Genomic DNA, 16089 nt, shown 5'->3' on the forward strand with positions numbered 1-16089 from the left:
AACGTTTCTCGCCGCCGGACTCCGTTGACCGACGACTCGTCTCGAGTCGAGATTATTGGGGAACGTCGTCGACCAGATCGTCTGCGACGCCGGTGTACCCCGCCGGTGTCAACGCGTGCAGTTCTTCACGAACGTCCTCCTCGACTTCGAGCTCGTCGAACAGTTCTCTGAAGTCCGCGATCGAAACGTCCTTGCCGCGGGTGACGGCCTTGACCCGTTCGTAGGCGTCCGCCTGTCCTTCGCGTCTGAGAATTGTCTGGACCGCCTCGCCGATGATCTCGGGGGTCGACTCGAGTTCCTCGCGCATGACCTGCTCGTTCGGGACGACCTTCGAGAGGCCCGCGGCGGTCTTCTTGTAACCGATGAGACAGTGTGCGAACGCCGCACCGATGTTCCGTTTGACGGTCGAGTCCGACAGGTCGCGCTGGAGTCTCGAGGTCGTCACGTACTCGGCGAGGAAGGAGAGATCCGAGTTGGCCTTCGAGAGGTTGCCCTCGCTGTTCTCGAAGTCGATCGGGTTGACCTTGTGGGGCATCGTCGAGGAGCCGGTTTCGCCTTCGACGGCCTCCTGGCCGAGGTAGCGATCGGAGACGTAGAGCCACATATCCCGGTCGAGGTCGAGCAACACGTCGTTGATGCCGCGGAAGGCGTCGAACAGCGCCGCGAGGTCGTCGCAGGGGTTGACCTGCGTCGTGAGCGGTTCGAACTCGAGACCGAGGTCGGTGACGAACGCCTCGGCGAATGCCTGCCAGTCGACGTTCGGGTACGCCGCGATGTGGGCGGCGTAGGTGCCGCTCGCACCGCCGAGTTTCCCCCGGAGTTCGTCGGTCGCGTCGCGAACGCGAGCTGTCGTTCGACCGAGACGGGCCGCGTAGACGGCCAGTTCCTTCCCGAAGGTGGTCGGGGTCGCGGGCTGGCCGTGGGTTCGCGCGAGCATCGGCAGGTCCCGATGTTCGCGGGCCATCTCCGCGAGCGTCTCCTGTAGCTCGTACAGTTCGCCCAGCAGCACGTCCTCGACGGCGTCCCGGACGAGCAACCGGTGGGCGAGGTTGTTCACGTCCTCGCTGGTGAGCCCGAAGTGGATCCACGCGGAAGCGTCGCTATCCGCGGGCAGGTTGTGACGGATGTAGTACTCGACGGCCTTTACATCGTGGTTCGTGGCTTCGAACTCCTCGTAGCCCTCGGTCTCGAGGGTCTTGATCAACCTCGCGTCCTCCTCGGCGAAGTGGTTGTAGAGCCCCGAGAGCCGGGTTCGTTCGTCGGTGTCTAGCTCGAGCGGCGTCGCCTCGCAGTCGGCGAGCGCGATCAGGTACTCTACTTCGACGCGGACGCGGGCGCGCATGAGCGCAGCTTCGCTGGCGTAGGGCGACAGCGGCGCGGTGCGACCACCGTACCGGCCGTCGAGCGGCGAGACGGCGTACAGCGCGTGAGTGTCGGTCATGCTCGAGCATCCTCCAGCGCGGTCCAAAAGCGTATCGAAACGTGGGGCCACGAGCGTGCATACTGTCCGGGATACATCGGTTCGTGGCGAGTATCTATACCCACATTCATGCATATTATGCCGTTCGAGACCGCAATCACTTTCCCGTTTGCGAGCGCGGGTTCGAGTATGATTCGAATCGCCGGGATGGCCGGAAACCGCGGGCGCAACCTGCTCAACATCGCCGACCGCGCGCCGGGCGGCGCGGAACTGTCCGTCGTCCTCACCACGAGCGAGGACGCTCCAGTACGCGAGGGCGCTGCCGAGCGCGACGTTCCGACCGAGGTCGTCCCGCTCGAGGACGAGATGAGCCGAACCGACCACGAGGAGGCCGTCCTCGAGGCGCTTGCCGACTACGAGTTCGACCTGGTCTGTCTCGACGGCTACATGCGCATTCTCACCGATACGTTCCTCGAAGCGGCGCCGACCACGCTTAACGTCCACCCCTCGCTGCTGCCGTCGTTCCCCGGCATGGACGCCTGGGGCGACGCGCTCGAGGCCGGCGTCTCGACGACAGGCTGTACCGTCCACGTCGTCACCGACGCGACAGACGACGAGGGAACCGTCGTCGAAAGCGAGGTCGACGCCGGCCCGATCGTGACCCAGGAGCCGATCCCGGTCTACGAGGGTGACGACGAGGATTCGCTCGCCGACCGGGTGCTCTACGAGGGCGAGTTCCGGGCGTACCCGCGGGCGGTGAAGTGGTTCGCCGAGGACGCGGTCACGGTCGACGAAGACAGCGGGACGGTTTCGGTCGCGGACGACGTTGCGACCACCGCCGAGGGCGACCACGACGGCCTGCCGGGTCGCCGCCTCGTCTCGAACGATCGACTCGAGACGCTTCGGTACGGGGAGAACCCCCATCAGGACGCCGCGGTCTACACCGACTACACCTGCGAGGAAGCCTCGGTCGTCCACGCCGAGCAGTTGAACGAGGGGGCCAAAGCGCTCTCGTACAACAACTATAACGACGCCGACGGCGCGCTCAATCTAATCAAGGAGTTCGACGAGCCGGCAGCCGCGGTGATAAAACACACGAACCCGGCGGGCTGTGCGACCGCGGATTCGCTCGCCGAGGCCTACGAGAAGGCGCTGTCGACGGACCCGATGAGCGCGTTCGGCGGCATCGTCGCGCTCAACCGCGAGTGCGATGCAGAAACCGCCGAGCAGGTCATCGACTCGTTCAAGGAGGTCGTCGTCGCGCCGGGCTACAGCGAGGACGCCCTCGAGATTCTCTTCGAGAAGGACAACCTGCGAGTGCTCGACGTGGGTCGCGAGGCGCACAGCGCCTCGGAACGAACGAGCGGCGGTGAGCCGCGAGCACTCGGCGAGCGAACCGAACGCTTCACCGAAAAACCGCTCGTCGGCGGTCGGCTCGTCCAGGAACGCGACACGCAGTCGATCTCGGTCGACGACCTCGAGGTCGTCACCGAGCGCGAGCCGACCGACGAAGAGCTCGAGTCGATGGTCTTCGGCTGGCAGACGCTCAAACACGTCAAGTCGAACGGCATCCTGTTCACCAAGGGAACCGAGACGGTCGGCGTCGGCATGGGACAGGTCTCGCGCGTCGACGCGGTGCGACTCGCGGCGATGAAAGCCGACGAGCACGCGGAGGGCAAGGACGCCGAGGGTGCCGTGATGGCTTCTGACGCCTTCTTCCCGTTCCCGGACGGCATCGAAGAAGCCGCGTCGGCCGGCATCGAAGCCGTCGTCCAGCCCGGCGGCTCGGTCAACGACGAGGACGTGATCGCGGCCGCGGACGAACACGACATCGCGATGGCGTTTACGGGGAAGCGGAGTTTTCGACACGACTGAGCGGCAGCGACGGAGTGTCGAACGCTCAGAAGACGAGCGGATCGAGTCTTCCGTTGTTTTCGACACGACTGAGCGGCAGCGACGGAGTGTCGAACGCTCAGAAGACGAGCGGATCGAGTCTTCCGTTGTTTTCGACACGACTCGAGCTATATCTCGATTTCCCGGGCATCCTGACGCTCGCTGGTAGGAAACAGAGACGAACTCGAGACGCGAGTTGGTTTAATAAACCCTATAATGAGATATTAAAAACACCGAACTGGGGTGACGGAGCGAAACCGCGACCGCAACCCAACGGGAACTCGAGTCGAGCGCGCAGGCTGTGATCGAAGTCAGGCGTGCGAAAACAGCCCGGCACGGTCGGGAAATCGGTCGTTCCCACACACCCAGCGAACGGGAGCCACAGTACGGCGCCCATAATTATGGTCGCCGTCGTCGGGTTCGACTCCATGAGCACCCATCCGACGTTCTCGTTCGACGATCCCCTCCAGCAGCGGGTGTACGAGTACGTCGAGCGAAACGGGGCCGTCCCGTCCGACGAACTCGCTCGAGCGATCCGCGTCGACGCCGGCGGGTCCCCATCGAAGCCGGCCCGGTCGGCGGAGTACCGCCAGCAGGTCAGGCCCTCGAGCGACCGACTACAGGACGCGCTCGACGAACTGAAAACGGACGGCTACCTGCTCGAGACCGACGGCCGCCTGCGGATCAGCGTGACCGCGCCGGAGCGAACCGTAGAACTCGAGGACGGCGTCGTCCGAATCCGACCGGCTCGGGAGTTCGACCGCGACGGCCTCGTCGACGCCATGCGGGAGATCGCAGGCGAGCAACAGTACATCGTCGCCGAGAATGTGGCCGACCGACTCGAGCGCGAGTCCGCGCTCGTCCGGGCCAACGCGGATCGATCCCGCGTGTTCTTCGTCGCCACGTTCGAGCCGGACCCCGAGACGGAATCCGAGCCGCGCTCCGACGTCGTCGGGTGGCTCCACCTCGACGCGCCGGAACTGCCGTCGCTTCGCCACACCGCCGAGGTGACCGTCGGCGTTCGCCCGGAGGTTCGACGGGAGGGGATCGGTTCGACGCTCCTCGAGTACGGCCTCGAGTGGGCTGACGAGGCCGGCTACCGAAAGGTCACCCAGAACCTGCCGGCGACCAACGAGCGGGCGATCGAGTTCCTTACGGAGCAGGGCTGGCAGCGGGAGGGCGAACGCGAGCGCCAGTACTGCATCGACGACTCGTTCACCGACGAGGTGCTGATGGGGATCTGGCTCGAGTAACGGGGTCTCGGGTGGTGGGCCTCGGGCGAACCTCGTTACTCGAGTAACGGGATTCGACCGAGCGGCTCACGTGCGAGGGTTCGCGGGCGACCGGGCTCCAGAAAAGCTTTGCTCGGGGGCCGCGTTACGAACGACTCGTGACGAGCACCGACGACCCGTCTCGCGCTCGGCCTCCCCTCCCGCTACGGACGCGAGCGCGACGGCGCGTTCTGCCGACGCTTCACCGACTCAAACAGCCGCTGGGCGGGTTCGCACAGTGTCGCCAACACCCTGCGGAGTACGTCGGCACGGTCCAGCGCAGCCTCGAGGAGTTCCGGGCCGACCTCGAGGCGATGTCGTTCTCGCCGGAGCCGATCGCCTCGCTGAAGGTCCACCGCGACGGCCGGCTATCGGCCGGAAGCTGGGTTCGACGACCGTCGCCGCTCTCGACGTGGCAGCTCCACGTCGCGCTGTTTCGCACCGACGACCGGTCGCTCGAGGTGTTCGCCCACCGCGAGTATTCCTGGATACGCCACCCGTACAAACACTACACAGGCGAGGGGTGGGACACGAAATCGGGCGTCGATCGAATGCGAGCGCTGCTGGGACGCCACGGCGTCTCGTTCAGCGTCGAGTGAGGAGTGACTCGCTGCCGTCTCGAGCGAGCCGTAACGAGAGCATAGTTTTAGGACTGCCCGGTTGACTCGCCGACAATGGGGCGAGTCGAACGCGTCGCGGCGTTTACCGACCTCTATCACCCGACGGTCAACGGCGTCACCTACACCGTCTCGCTCTGGCGGGACCGGTGGCCGCGCGTTCGAGACTCGATGGCGGTCGTCTTTCCGAAGATGGACGGCTACGACCCCGACGTCGGGGAGTACGCGGTCCCGAGCGTTCAGGCGCCGCTGTATCCACGCTACCGGCTTGGCGTGCCGCGGATTCCGAGCGGACTCGAGCGCCCGGACGTCGTCCACGTCCACACCCCGTTTACGGTCGGCATCGCCGGCATTCGCTACGCGCGAAAGCACGGGATCCCCACCGTCGCCTCCTATCACACGCTGCTCGGCGACCGGGCGGGCCAGCACGTGCCGGACGCGCTCGTCGGTGGGCTGGAACAACTCACGCGCGCCTACGAGCGGTCCGTCTTCGAACTCGCCGACCGCGTCATCGCGCCGACAGCGTTCGCTCGACGGAACTTGCTCGAGCGCGTCGCCGCGGACGCCGACGTGCGCATCGTTTCGAACGGGATCGACACCGAGTTCTTTCGACCGGTCGATCCGACGCCGTTTCGCGAGGCGCACGGACTCGCGGGGATCGACGATCCAATCGTCGGGTACACGGGCCGCCACGGATTTGAAAAGAATCTTGAGGAACTCCTCGACGGCGTCGCGGGAACGGACGTGACGGCCGTCGTCGCCGGTGACGGTCCCGCCCGCGAATCGCTCGAAGCGCACGCGGCGAGGACCGACGCGGACGTGCGCTTTCTCGGATTTCTCGAGCGCGAGGAACTGCCGGCGTTTTACGCGGCGCTCGACGCGTTCGTCTTTCCGAGCCCCGTCGAGACACAGGGCCTCGTCGCGCTCGAGGCGACGGCGTGTGGAACCCCGGTCGTCGCCGTCGATGCGGGCGCACTCACCGAGTCCGTGATTCAGGGCGAGACCGGATACCGGTACGAAGGTGGGGATCTCGAGGACTTTCGGGAGGCGCTCGGGCGAACGCTGGCAGAACGTGACAGGCTGTCGGACCTCTGTCGCCGACGCCGGCCGATGCTCTCGGTCGAGCACTCCCTCGAGCAGTTGGCGGCGCGCTACGACGAGCTACTGTGATCGAGACCGAGTCGAAAATAGAAGCGCGATCGCCGGCGTTCAGAGGGTCGTCGCGGCCTCGAGCGAGAGATCGATCGCTCGGCCGACGTTGTTCTTCGCCTTCTCGGGCAGTTCGTCGTCGTCGGTGTCGGTCCCCTTCTGGGTTCCCTCGACTAAGTTGCCATCGACGGTGCAGATCGCACCCGCGCGCAGTCCCTTCCGACGGGCGAGCGAGAAGACCGCGGCGGCTTCCATCTCGACTGCGAGCAGCCCGGCGGCCTCCCAGTCGTCGACGGCCGCGTCGGTCTCGGCGTAGTAGGCGTCGTCGGAGGCGATCGGGCCGACGTGAACGTCCTCGTCGTTGGCTTCGGCGGCGTCGACGAGGCTGGAGAGCACCTCGTAGTCCGGAACGGCGGGGTACTCGACGGCCTCGTACCGTTTGCTCGTCCCCTCGTTTTTCGCCGCGCCGGTCGCGACGATCATGTCGCCGATTTCGATGTCGGACTGGAGCGCGCCGGTCGTCCCGACGCGAACGAACGTCTCGACGCCGACGTTGGCCAACTCCTCTATCGCGATCGCGGCCGACGGACAGCCGATTCCGGTCGAGCAGATGGTTAGCTCCCGTCCCTCGTAGCTCGCGTTGACGACCTTGTACTCGCGGTTCTGTGCGACGGTCTCGGCGTCGTCGCAGTGGCTCGCAATTCGGTCGACGCGTCCCGGATCGCCGGGAATCAACGCGATGTCCGTCAGATCGCCCTCGTCGACGAGTAAATGCGGTTGTGTCGCCATACCCACCGATTCCGGGGGCGGCGAGAAAAACCTTCTCCAGTCCGTTCAGGTCGTCTCGAGCGGCCATCGCCGAGACAGCAGTCACCAACCCCGACGGTCGGGTCGTGTTTCGACGACCCCGACCGAGACGGTAACAGCCGTGCGAAACGATCGAGACGAGCGATGAAAGTACAGATCGGAGAGCGGCAGGCGACTGCTCGAGCGCGTCAGAGCGGCGCGTCGACCGGTTCGAAACGCATCGATCGATTCGGGACCGGTGCGGAACGTTCAGTTGGTGCGGGTGGGTCGACCGGTACGGGACGTTCGGCCGATGCGGCGTTCGACCGATGTTGGTGGGTCGACCGGTACGGGACGTTCGGCCGATGCGGCGTTCGGCCGATGCGGCGTTCGACCGATGTTGGTGGATCGACCGATACAGCCCCGTAACCAGTGGGGCGTTCGGCCGGTTCGGGACGCGTCGTCCGATGCGAGACGTCGGTCAGCGAGTTGCGTACACGTGGACCCGCTCGGGGCCGACGACGACGGTTGCGTCGTCGGCCTCGAACCGGACCATTCCCATCGACCGCTCGGTGCCACCGAGGGTGCTCTCGAAGAGGTCGTCGAGCGCGTCGGGATCGATATACTGGTAGAGTTGGGTGCTGCCAGCGGTCACGTCTTCGCCGTGAAACGACGCCAGCGCCGTTGCGACGGCGACGCTCGGCGGTTCGTCGTCGCGTCTATCGTATTGGACGTGCGTGCGATTGTCGCCGGGTGCAGACGCCCAGGGGGTACCTTTCATCATGTCTCTCAGTCACGGAATCGTGACTTTCTGGTCGAAGGGCCAACGGCGCCGGGTATATAGCTACCGTCAGACGACACTAACTGAGAACGGACAGGACGCTGGGTCCGAATCTTTCACGACCGGTCATATATCCGTGTCGGTCACCCTCGACCCTCGAGAAAGGTCTCGACGGCGTCGATCGTCGGCGCGCTCTGTGACCCGGTTTGACTCGCGGTGAGTGCGCCACAGGCGTTCGCGTACGCGAGCGCCGTTTCGGGGTCCCCCGTTCGACGGTGCGCGGCGATAAAGCCCGCGGCGAAGGCGTCGCCCGCGCCGCTCGTATCGATCGAGTCGACCTCGAACCCCTCGTGGACGAACGAGCCGTCCGGCGTGTGGACTTCGCCGCCGTTTCGTCCGAGTTTGGCGACGACCGTTCCCTCGGTGAACGCCGCGACGGGGTCGTCGCCGTCGACCATCGTCTCGAGTTCCCGACCGTTCGCGAAGACGATATCGGCCAGCGCGAGCGTGTCAGCGTACTCGCGGTCGCCGAGTCGGCGACCCGGATCGAAGCTCACGGTCGCCCCCGCTCGGTCCGCTAGCCGCGCGATTTCGGCGGCCGTCTCGGGTCGCTGACTCGTCAGATGGACGTGCTCTGCCGCTCGAATCGGTTCCGGATCGACGTCTTCGGGCCCGATCGCCTCGTTGACGCCGTCGTTGCCGAGCACCGAAACCGCCCCCGAGTCGGTGACGAGGAGGTACTTCACCGAAGTCGCGGCGTCCTCGACGACCCGGAGCCCCTCGAGCGCGATGCCAGTCCGCTCGAGGTCGCGCCGGACCAGGCGACCGTGTTCGTCGTCGCCGATGCTTCCGACGATTCCCGTCTCGACCTCGAGTCTCGAAAGCGCGGTGGCGACGTTGGCGGCGCTCCCACCGCCGGACTGGTGTCGAGACCGGATCGCCGCTTCACCGTCTGGTTCCGGGAATCGATCGACGCGGAGGGTCACGTCCCAGTTGACGTGACCGGCGATGAGCACCGTGACCATTCACGGCTCGGAACACGGCACCGCGGGAGAAAAACGGTTGCGTTCAGGAGCTGTCGAGGGACGGTCGCGTTCGGAGACTGCCGTCCGAGCCTCGCTGCGGGTTATCGGCGGTGAACCTCAAGCGATCGTAAAGAGCACCACGTTGTGGACGCCGGGGCCGAGCCCGACCGCGGCGATAAAGGCGAGCAGGAGCCGCGCCTGTCGGGGCGCGTCGCGAACGTACTCTTTGAACAGGCCGACGACGGCCAGCGCGAGCGCGACCTTGACGGCAACGAACAGCCAGCTCGCGCCGATATACTCGGCGGTCGGCAGCGCCTCGCCGGCCGCGAGAATCAGTCGCGAGGCGGGGACGTTCTCGCTCGCGCCGAGCACGCTGTAGCCGACGGCGGTCGAAACGCCGTCGAGTGCGTGGCCGAAGACGACGAGTATCCCCGTCGTGCCCACCAATGCGGCGGTCTCGCTCGCCCATCGCCGCACGCCGAGCCAGGCGATCGCGGCCAGAACCGCGGCGAGGACGATCGAGACGGCGGGCCAGAACCCCTCGAGCGTCCCGGTTTCGCGGCCGGTCTCGAGTGCGTACCCTGCAGCGGCGACGAAACAAACGGCACCGACGACGCCGAGGACGACCTCCGCGGACAGTTCGGGCCTCGCCCGCTCGAGTGCGCGACCGGCGACCCAGACGAGTCCCGCGAGCGTCGCCGTCGTCACGTAGACGACCGGCGCGCCGAACAGTGGCGCGATCGCGTCGGGGACAGCGGCGACCTGATAGAGGACGTACAGCGTCGACCCGAGCATCATCCAGGGCGTAAACGAAAGCACCGTTCGATCGGTCACGGGCGGAGCTGTTTTCCACACCAGTGCGAGGGCGACGGCGAACGCGCACAGAAGCGGCACCAGAAGTTCCAGCGGCGGGACGGCGAATCCCTCTGGGAGCACCATATACGGCAACTGGTACGTGCCAGCGACTAACCGCTTCCGATCCGCGGACAGCGCCCTCGAGGTCATGTGGCGCGAACGCGAGCCGAGAGGAGGTCGCTTTCGGCCGGGACTCGCGGCCGCGGAGAACCGGGCGTATTTTTCAGCCTCCGAGCGTTCGTCGTGGTATGGACCGGCACGAACTCGCATCCCTGATCGACCACACCGTTCTCGGCCCCGAAACGACGCCCGCGGACATCGAGACCGTCCTCGACGACGCCGCGGCCTACGGGATGAACGCCTGTATCCCGCCGTACTATCTCGAGGAGGCGACGGCGTACGCGCCCGACGTAACGCTCGCGACGGTGATCGGCTTTCCCCACGGACAGAACGACCACGACACGAAACGCCGCGAAGGCGTCCTCGCGTGGAAGGCCGGCGCGGACGAACTCGATGTCGTAATTAATATCGGACGCCTGCAGGCGGGTGACCTCGAAGCCGTCGCCGCCGAGCTCGAGGAGCTCGTCGCGGCCGTGCCGATCCCGGTGAAGGTAATTATCGAGACGGCGCTGTTGACCGACGAGCAAAAGCGCGACGCCTGTCGGGCAGCCGTCGACGCGGACGCGATGATGGTCAAAACCTCGACCGGGTTCGCGGAGAGCGTTGTTTCGGAGAAACAACGTGCGAACGGTGAAACCGTGAGCGGCGGCGCGACCGTCCGCGATGTCGAACTCATGAGCGAGTACCTCCCCGTCAAAGCCAGCGGCGGCGTCGGAAGCTACGACGACGCGATTCGCATGCTCGAGGCCGGCGCCGAGCGAATCGGGGCCTCGAGCGGGGTCGAGATCCTCGAGGGCGCTCCCGAGTAGCGGCCCGTTGCAGACGCTCCAAACCGGTCACTTTCCAGACGCCCTCGAGTAGTCAAATCACCAGCTACACTACGATCGAGCCGCCGACTACTCCTCGTCGACTATCCGGTCGATCAGGGCTGACTCGTCGTCACCGAGCGCGGATCGGACGAGCAGGTGGCCGCCGAGGACGGCCGGGCTGATGACCGTGTCCGCCCCCGCGCGTTCGAGTTTTGGGATGTTCTCGCGGTCGGTCGCGGCGGAGACGATCGGCGTGTCGGGCGCGAGTTGGCGCGCCGTCAGGATCGCCAGCGCGTCGTCGGCGTCCGTGTCCGTCGCGACGAGGATCGCCCGAGCGCCGTCGATATTCGCCCGCTCGAGCGGTTCCTCGTCGCTGGGATCGGCGACGACGACCGGGACTTCGTGCTCTGAAAGCCACTCGGCCGCGTGTTCGTCGTCCGTGACGACGGCGAACGATTCGCCGCTGGTCGTCAGTTCGTCGACGATCGGTTCGGTCAGTTCGCCATAGCCGAGCACGAGGACGTGTCGGTCGATGAGTTCGATCTGTGAGTCAGTCATGATTCCTAAGGTTTTCGAGATGCGGGCCTGAATCGCGGGGCCGACGAGGGCACCGATCGCGATACCGAAGCTAGCGACGCCGAGGACGACGACTGACATCGTAAACAGGATCGCCTCCTGGGTCTGCGGCCCGATATCGCCGTAACCGACGGTGCTCGAGGTGATAAGCGTGAAGTAGAAGGCGTCGAGCAGGGTGTCGATGCCGTCGAAGCTCTCTCGCAGGGTGTAAGAGCCGAACGTGCCATAGGCCTGAACGCCGACGAGCGCGGCTCCCGCGGCTATCTGGGTCGTCGTCAGCGAGAGTTTCTTGTCGAATCGGTCGCGGCTGGCCAGCAAGAACGGAATCGCGAGCACGGAGAGGGCGACGAGTGGGATGGAGGATCTCCGAACCTGCAACAGCCCCTGAATCGCGGTCACGGGGAGCAAGAGCAGCGTCGCGTACCAGCCGACGCGCAGGCCGCGGCGCAACGCGAGGGCGCTTCCGACCATCAGAAAGCCGGTCAGCGCGCCGGTAAAACCCACGGTCTCCTGTACAGCGATTGGAACGATACCGGCGAGGGGACCTTCGTGGACGGTCTCCTGACTGATTTGGATGACACCAGTGAACACAGACAGCAACGCGACGAGCAGGGCCAGCGTCACGGCTACTCGCGTCGTCACCAGCCACTTCCAGTCGTCCGGAAGCCACTCCAGGCGCTGCTCGTCGGCCATACGGCTGCATCGGAGACGCGGTCAGATAAGCGTCTTCGTTCGGTGCACTCGAGCGCGGGTCCGCGGGTGGGAGGTCCACGGGTGGAAACCCGAGAATGGAGGGCCTACGGATGGAAACCCGCGGCTGGGACAGCCTCGAGTAGCGGACCGCAACACTGCCGAGAGTGGCGCGGTCGGTACGCTACCGAGAATGGTGTAACTAACATACTGCTGAGAGTGGCGCGACCGAGACGTTGCTGAGAGCGGTAGCTACTTGCCCGCGGCGCTGATACGGCCCCACATGAACTGGAAGTTGTTCGCCGATCTCGCCGAACTGGCGGGCGACAAACACGTCTCCGTCGACGTCGACGGAGACGCGACGGTCGAAGACGCACTCGAGGCGCTGCTCGCCGACCGACCGGCGCTCGAAGAGCGGGTGCTCGAGGACGGCGAGTTGCGCACGCAGATCAACGTCCTCCGCAACGGAACGAACGTCCAGACGCGAGAAGAGGGCCTCGAGACGGAACTCGAGGCGGACGACGAACTGGCGCTGTTCCCGCCGGTCAGCGGCGGGTAGGCGAGTTTCGTTCTACGGCGATAGCGCAAGGTGACCCGTACTGGCAGCGTAACGATCACGCACCGGTGAGATCGATCCCCAGAACGAAATCCGGCTCGTCCGCGACGCCGACGCCCGCGTAGGAGGCGTCGCTGGCGTATTCGACCGTTTCGGGGATTAGAACTCGAGTCTCGTCGACCCCGAGCGACGCGGCGTCTCGGGCGATGGCCGCGAACAGCGACCGCGCCGCGTCGACGTCCGCCCAGGCTCCGACGCCGTACTCGGCGAGGGTCGTCTCCCCGCCGTCCTCGGGTTGTTCCATGGTTCGCGTTCGATACGCGACTGCGCGGACACCGCCGCGCTCGGGCGTCGCCGGGCCAGCGGCGGGGTCGTCGCCCTCGACCGCGAACAGTGCCGTCTCGTCGGCGAACCGCGGGAAGTCCTCGCGCGTGAGTTCCCTGAGCGCCCAGCTCTGCTCAAGTGCCATCCCGAGCCCGCGGAGGTGATCGCGGGCGTCGCTTTCGTGCCAGAATCGCCACGCGTCGGCGGGGTCGCTCGAGACCGACAGCGGCCCGGACGCATCCGCGTCGGGTTCGGGCGTGGCGAAGCGAAACTCCGTGATCGGCTCGAAACCGCTCTTTCGAGCCGCCCCGAGCGACGGGGAGTTCCACGAGAAGACCATCACGCGACCGATCGTCGCGCCCTGTCGGCGAGCCCACTCGAAGGACGCCTCGTTGAGCCGCTGGCTGACGCCCCGGCGCTGGTAGGCGGGGTTGACGCGCATGCCCTGAAACCAGGCCTCCTCGGGCGAGAGCATGACTCCCTGAACGATGCCGGCCACGTCGCCCTCGAGTTCGGCGAGGAACGTCTTCTTTCCCGTCTCGTCGTCGTCCTCGAGCCAGTCGTGGTAGACGTCGGGGATGTAGTCGCCGCCGCGATCCGCCCAGATCCGGCCGGTGAACGCGGCCACGTCCTCGTAATCGTCGTGAGTTGCGCGGCGGATTTCCACGGCGTCGGCGTCTGAACCTGTTGTCATCGTCGATCGAACGCTAGTCAGTTGTCCGGTGAGATACGAAAACGCTTCGCAAGAAACGGGACGACGCTCGAAATACCGACCGTCGGGCGGATCAGCAGGCCGCCGGAACCGGTGAAGCGGCTCGCTACTCCCAGGGGACGGAGCGCTCCCGAATCTCGCCCGCGAGCGACGTGCCCATCGCTTCGTCGACGTCCTCGCTGTTCTCGAGCGCCCACATCAGCTTGACCTTCGCGGTGCCCGGCAGGGTGTCCTCGCCCTCGAGGACGCCCGCCTCGAGCAGGTCGCGGCCGGTGTCGTAGACGCGGTCACAGACCCGACCCTCGAGACATTGACTGGTCATGACGACCGTCGTGCCGTCCCCGATCAAGTCCTCGATTTTCGGGATGAGGTCGGTGTGAACGTGTCCGAGGCCGGTTCCCTCGACGATCAGGCCCGCAGAGCCCTCGGCGATCTCGAGGAAGGCGGGGTCCATGCCGGGCGTGAACTTCACGAGTTCCACGTCGGTCTCGAGGGCGGGCGATAGCTCGAGGTCGACGGCGTCGCGTTCCCGGTTCGCTCGGCGGAAGGTCACGTCCTCGCTCTCGTAGTCGACGGTGCCGAGTGGCTCCGCGCCGACGGTTTCGAACGCGTCTCTGCGCGAGGTGTGGTTCTTGCGGACGCGGGTGCCGCGGTGGAGTGCGCAGGTCGTGTCCGAATCGCTCGCGTGCATGCAGACGAGCACCTCCGCGCAGTCGCTCTTGGCGGCTTCGACGGCCGAGACGGCGTTCATCACGTTGTCCGAGGACGGCCGATCGGCCGAGCGCTGGCTGCCCGTAAAGACGATCGGGACGGGCGTCTCGAGCATGAACGCGAGCGCCGAGGCGGAGTACTGCATCGTGTCGGTGCCGTGCATGACGACGACGCCGTCGGCTCCGGCCTCTATCTCCTCGTAAACCGTGCGTGCGAGGTCCTGCCAGATCGGCGGTTCCATGTTCTCCGAGAGGATGTTCGCGACGACGCGCCCGCGGTAGTTGGCCCGGCCGGCGAGATCCGGCACCGCCCGGAGGACGTCCTCGGCGTCGAACTGGGCCGTCACCGCGCCTGTGCGGTAGTCGACCGTCGAGGCGATGGTGCCGCCCGTCGAGATGAGCGAAATCGTCGGGAGGTCGTCGTCGAACTCGACCGTCGAGGCCTCGCCTTCGTCGCCGTCCTGTGCGCCGTCGATCTCGTAGACGTCCTCGGCGAGAACGTCGATCTCGGATCCCTCGCGGTCGATCCCGACGTTGTACCCGCCTTCGAGTTTCACGACGAGATCGTCGTCGGTGCTCGAGGGGAGCAACACGCCTTCGTACGTTCGATCGTCGGAATCGACGCGAACGCGATCGCCTGGATTCATGCCCGGTGGTTGCGGGCGAGCGGACTTGAAGCCACGCTTTCGAGCGCGACGGCTTAGCTAAACACGCCGAGGAGGAAGAGTCCGAGCCCGAGTACCAGGAGAATGCCGACGATGAGGGTGGTGAGAAATCGCAGCGAGGAAAGCGACTCCTCCGGGGCGTCGAGGTGCGGATAGACGTATCGGGCGGCGAACTCGAACGCGAGCCCGCCCGCGAGTGCGAGGATCCCGAGGCCGATCAGATCCGCGTCCATCGAGCGAGTCCACCACGCGGAGCGGCAAAAAAGCGCGCCAGCGAGAATCGCGTCGGCAGCGGGACCGACGCGGTCGATTTTCCGGAAGCGCTCGATCGAACCGCTGCCGCCGATCGGCCGACGGTGGTCGAAGAGAGACGGGGATCGGCCCCGTAGGGAAAGGCCCATGGTGTCGGCCGGCCTATACTCGCCCATGAGCGACCGCTCGGACGAGGTGACGACGAGCCGAAACCCGAAGTCCACCGACGAACTCTTAGCGGAGACCGACGACCTGCTTTCGGGTTCTACCGGTTCGTCGGACTCGAGCGCTCGCGCCGACGACCGATCGACCCGATCCGACGGGATCGAATCCAGCGACGCGCTCGCGGACGAGGGTACCGAATCAGGCTCGAGGTTGCCGTCGTTCGGCTCCGACGACGCCGATTCGGAGTCCGAGTCGGACTCCGAATCGAGCGGCTCGCGGCTCTCGTCGGTGCGGTCGCTGTTCTCACTGTCGCGGCTGTCGCCGACCAGTTTCTTCTCGCCGAAGGCGTATCTCGCACTCGTACTGGTCATCGGCGCCGGGATGATCGCCGGCAGCGCCGTCCTCCCGTTCGCCGGGCGGATGATCGGCATGTTCGCCGCGGCGTTTCTCGTCGGACTGATCGCGTCGAAACGCAGGTACCTCGAGATGGGTGCAGCGGGTGCCTCCGTCGGGATCATCGCGGCGACGTTCAACTTCGCGATCCTCGTCTCGCTCGGCTTTCCACAGGGGGTTCTCGCGGTCGGGACCACGACGGGCGCGCTCGCTTGCCTCGTCGGCTACTACTTCGGCCGCGATCTGAAAAGCGGCCTCTCGAAGGACATCGAGTGAGCGGGCGTCGACGGAGGTCTGATCGGTGTGAACTGATCGACGGG

The 16089-nt window shown here is 66.2% G+C and carries 17 protein-coding genes; 8 read left to right on the forward strand and 9 right to left on the reverse strand.

Features of this window, described 5'->3' with window-relative positions; genetic code table 11:
- Window positions 1-52 precede the first annotated feature (52 nt).
- On the reverse strand, window positions 53-1441 hold the full coding sequence (purB, locus tag EL22_RS10840) for an adenylosuccinate lyase (RefSeq protein ID WP_050051513.1): 1389 nt from the start codon (window positions 1439-1441) through the stop codon (window positions 53-55).
- A 168-nt stretch (window positions 1442-1609) separates the two neighbouring features.
- On the opposite strand from purB, the gene purH reads away from it, so the two are divergent.
- The 4 genes from purH (at window position 1610) to EL22_RS10860 (ending at window position 6371) form a co-directional block, all read left to right on the forward strand.
- Complete coding sequence (gene purH / locus EL22_RS10845) at window positions 1610-3295, forward strand: bifunctional phosphoribosylaminoimidazolecarboxamide formyltransferase/IMP cyclohydrolase (RefSeq protein ID WP_050051559.1); 1686 nt, start codon at window positions 1610-1612, stop codon at window positions 3293-3295.
- Between the two features lie 446 nt (window positions 3296-3741).
- On the forward strand, window positions 3742-4566 hold the full coding sequence (locus tag EL22_RS10850) for a GNAT family N-acetyltransferase (RefSeq protein ID WP_050051560.1): 825 nt from the start codon (window positions 3742-3744) through the stop codon (window positions 4564-4566).
- Window positions 4567-4703: 137 nt separating this feature from the next.
- Window positions 4704-5183, forward strand: coding sequence for a hypothetical protein (locus tag EL22_RS10855; RefSeq protein ID WP_050051514.1), 480 nt, complete (start codon window positions 4704-4706; stop codon window positions 5181-5183).
- A gap of 75 nt (window positions 5184-5258) precedes the next feature.
- A complete protein-coding gene (locus EL22_RS10860) occupies window positions 5259-6371 on the forward strand; it encodes a glycosyltransferase (RefSeq protein WP_050051515.1) in 1113 nt (370 codons plus the stop codon).
- Window positions 6372-6410: 39 nt separating this feature from the next.
- On the opposite strand, the gene EL22_RS10865 is transcribed toward EL22_RS10860, so the two are convergent.
- On the reverse strand, window positions 6411-7139 hold the full coding sequence (locus tag EL22_RS10865) for a nucleoside phosphorylase (RefSeq protein ID WP_050051516.1): 729 nt from the start codon (window positions 7137-7139) through the stop codon (window positions 6411-6413).
- 162 nt (window positions 7140-7301) lie between these two features.
- Between EL22_RS10865 and EL22_RS10870 the strand changes: the two genes are divergently transcribed.
- Complete coding sequence (locus tag EL22_RS10870) at window positions 7302-7565, forward strand: hypothetical protein (protein WP_050051517.1); 264 nt, start codon at window positions 7302-7304, stop codon at window positions 7563-7565.
- Between the two features lie 52 nt (window positions 7566-7617).
- Here EL22_RS10870 and EL22_RS10875 read toward each other — a convergent pair whose 3' ends face one another.
- The 3 genes from EL22_RS10875 to EL22_RS10885 all read right to left on the reverse strand — a co-directional run bounded on the left by EL22_RS10875 (window position 7618) and on the right by EL22_RS10885 (window position 9881).
- On the reverse strand, window positions 7618-7920 hold the full coding sequence (locus EL22_RS10875) for a HalOD1 output domain-containing protein (RefSeq protein WP_050051518.1): 303 nt from the start codon (window positions 7918-7920) through the stop codon (window positions 7618-7620).
- A 140-nt stretch (window positions 7921-8060) separates the two neighbouring features.
- A complete protein-coding gene (locus EL22_RS10880) occupies window positions 8061-8942 on the reverse strand; it encodes a carbohydrate kinase family protein (RefSeq protein ID WP_050051519.1) in 882 nt (293 codons plus the stop codon).
- Window positions 8943-9059: 117 nt separating this feature from the next.
- Window positions 9060-9881, reverse strand: a complete 822-nt coding sequence (locus EL22_RS10885; RefSeq protein ID WP_050051561.1) for a DUF63 family protein — start codon at window positions 9879-9881, stop codon at window positions 9060-9062.
- A gap of 164 nt (window positions 9882-10045) precedes the next feature.
- Here EL22_RS10885 and deoC point away from each other — a divergent pair, with 164 nt between their 5' ends.
- A complete protein-coding gene (gene deoC, locus EL22_RS10890; protein ID WP_050051520.1) occupies window positions 10046-10726 on the forward strand; it encodes a deoxyribose-phosphate aldolase in 681 nt (226 codons plus the stop codon).
- Window positions 10727-10813: 87 nt separating this feature from the next.
- Here the strand turns inward: deoC and EL22_RS10895 are convergent, their stop codons facing one another.
- The gene (locus EL22_RS10895; protein WP_050051521.1) at window positions 10814-11995 is read right to left on the reverse strand and encodes an NAD-binding protein; all 1182 of its coding nucleotides are present in this window, start codon (window positions 11993-11995) and stop codon (window positions 10814-10816) included.
- Window positions 11996-12275: 280 nt separating this feature from the next.
- Between EL22_RS10895 and EL22_RS10900 the strand changes: the two genes are divergently transcribed.
- A complete protein-coding gene (locus tag EL22_RS10900) occupies window positions 12276-12551 on the forward strand; it encodes a ubiquitin-like small modifier protein 1 (RefSeq protein WP_050051522.1) in 276 nt (91 codons plus the stop codon).
- 55 nt (window positions 12552-12606) lie between these two features.
- Here the strand turns inward: EL22_RS10900 and EL22_RS10905 are convergent, their stop codons facing one another.
- The 3 genes from EL22_RS10905 to EL22_RS18485 form a co-directional block, all read right to left on the reverse strand.
- Window positions 12607-13566, reverse strand: a complete 960-nt coding sequence (locus EL22_RS10905; protein WP_050051523.1) for a GNAT family N-acetyltransferase — start codon at window positions 13564-13566, stop codon at window positions 12607-12609.
- Window positions 13567-13690: 124 nt separating this feature from the next.
- Complete coding sequence (gene gatD, locus EL22_RS10910) at window positions 13691-14941, reverse strand: Glu-tRNA(Gln) amidotransferase subunit GatD (RefSeq protein ID WP_050051524.1); 1251 nt, start codon at window positions 14939-14941, stop codon at window positions 13691-13693.
- A 53-nt stretch (window positions 14942-14994) separates the two neighbouring features.
- A complete protein-coding gene (locus EL22_RS18485; protein WP_231587930.1) occupies window positions 14995-15360 on the reverse strand; it encodes a hypothetical protein in 366 nt (121 codons plus the stop codon).
- A 25-nt stretch (window positions 15361-15385) separates the two neighbouring features.
- Between EL22_RS18485 and EL22_RS10920 the strand changes: the two genes are divergently transcribed.
- Window positions 15386-16045 carry a hypothetical protein gene (locus tag EL22_RS10920; RefSeq protein WP_050051525.1) on the forward strand — a complete coding sequence of 220 codons (660 nt, stop codon included), beginning with the start codon at window positions 15386-15388 and terminating at the stop codon, window positions 16043-16045.
- Window positions 16046-16089 lie beyond the last annotated feature (44 nt).

It is taken from the genome of Halostagnicola sp. A56 (assembly GCF_000691505.1).
GTDB lineage: Archaea > Halobacteriota > Halobacteria > Halobacteriales > Natrialbaceae > Halostagnicola.

Bases quoted from the DNA above. Each gene is read 5' to 3' on its own strand.
- EL22_RS10850 (WP_050051560.1), top strand. From the start codon at position 3,742: ATGAGCACCCATCCGACGTTCTCGTTCGACGATCCCCTCCAGCAGCGG.
- EL22_RS10905 (WP_050051523.1), bottom strand. From the start codon at position 13,566: ATGACAACAGGTTCAGACGCCGACGCCGTGGAAATCCGCCGCGCAACT.
- EL22_RS10860 (WP_050051515.1), top strand. From the start codon at position 5,259: ATGGGGCGAGTCGAACGCGTCGCGGCGTTTACCGACCTCTATCACCCG.
- gatD (WP_050051524.1), bottom strand. From the start codon at position 14,941: ATGAATCCAGGCGATCGCGTTCGCGTCGATTCCGACGATCGAACGTAC.
- EL22_RS10865 (WP_050051516.1), bottom strand. From the start codon at position 7,139: ATGGCGACACAACCGCATTTACTCGTCGACGAGGGCGATCTGACGGAC.
- EL22_RS10895 (WP_050051521.1), bottom strand. From the start codon at position 11,995: ATGGCCGACGAGCAGCGCCTGGAGTGGCTTCCGGACGACTGGAAGTGG.
- deoC (WP_050051520.1), top strand. From the start codon at position 10,046: ATGGACCGGCACGAACTCGCATCCCTGATCGACCACACCGTTCTCGGC.
- purH (WP_050051559.1), top strand. From the start codon at position 1,610: ATGATTCGAATCGCCGGGATGGCCGGAAACCGCGGGCGCAACCTGCTC.
- EL22_RS10875 (WP_050051518.1), bottom strand. From the start codon at position 7,920: ATGATGAAAGGTACCCCCTGGGCGTCTGCACCCGGCGACAATCGCACG.
- purB (WP_050051513.1), bottom strand. From the start codon at position 1,441: ATGACCGACACTCACGCGCTGTACGCCGTCTCGCCGCTCGACGGCCGG.
- EL22_RS10885 (WP_050051561.1), bottom strand. From the start codon at position 9,881: ATGGTGCTCCCAGAGGGATTCGCCGTCCCGCCGCTGGAACTTCTGGTG.
- EL22_RS18485 (WP_231587930.1), bottom strand. From the start codon at position 15,360: ATGGGCCTTTCCCTACGGGGCCGATCCCCGTCTCTCTTCGACCACCGT.
- EL22_RS10900 (WP_050051522.1), top strand. From the start codon at position 12,276: ATGAACTGGAAGTTGTTCGCCGATCTCGCCGAACTGGCGGGCGACAAA.
- EL22_RS10920 (WP_050051525.1), top strand. From the start codon at position 15,386: ATGAGCGACCGCTCGGACGAGGTGACGACGAGCCGAAACCCGAAGTCC.
- EL22_RS10880 (WP_050051519.1), bottom strand. From the start codon at position 8,942: ATGGTCACGGTGCTCATCGCCGGTCACGTCAACTGGGACGTGACCCTC.
- EL22_RS10870 (WP_050051517.1), top strand. From the start codon at position 7,302: ATGAAAGTACAGATCGGAGAGCGGCAGGCGACTGCTCGAGCGCGTCAG.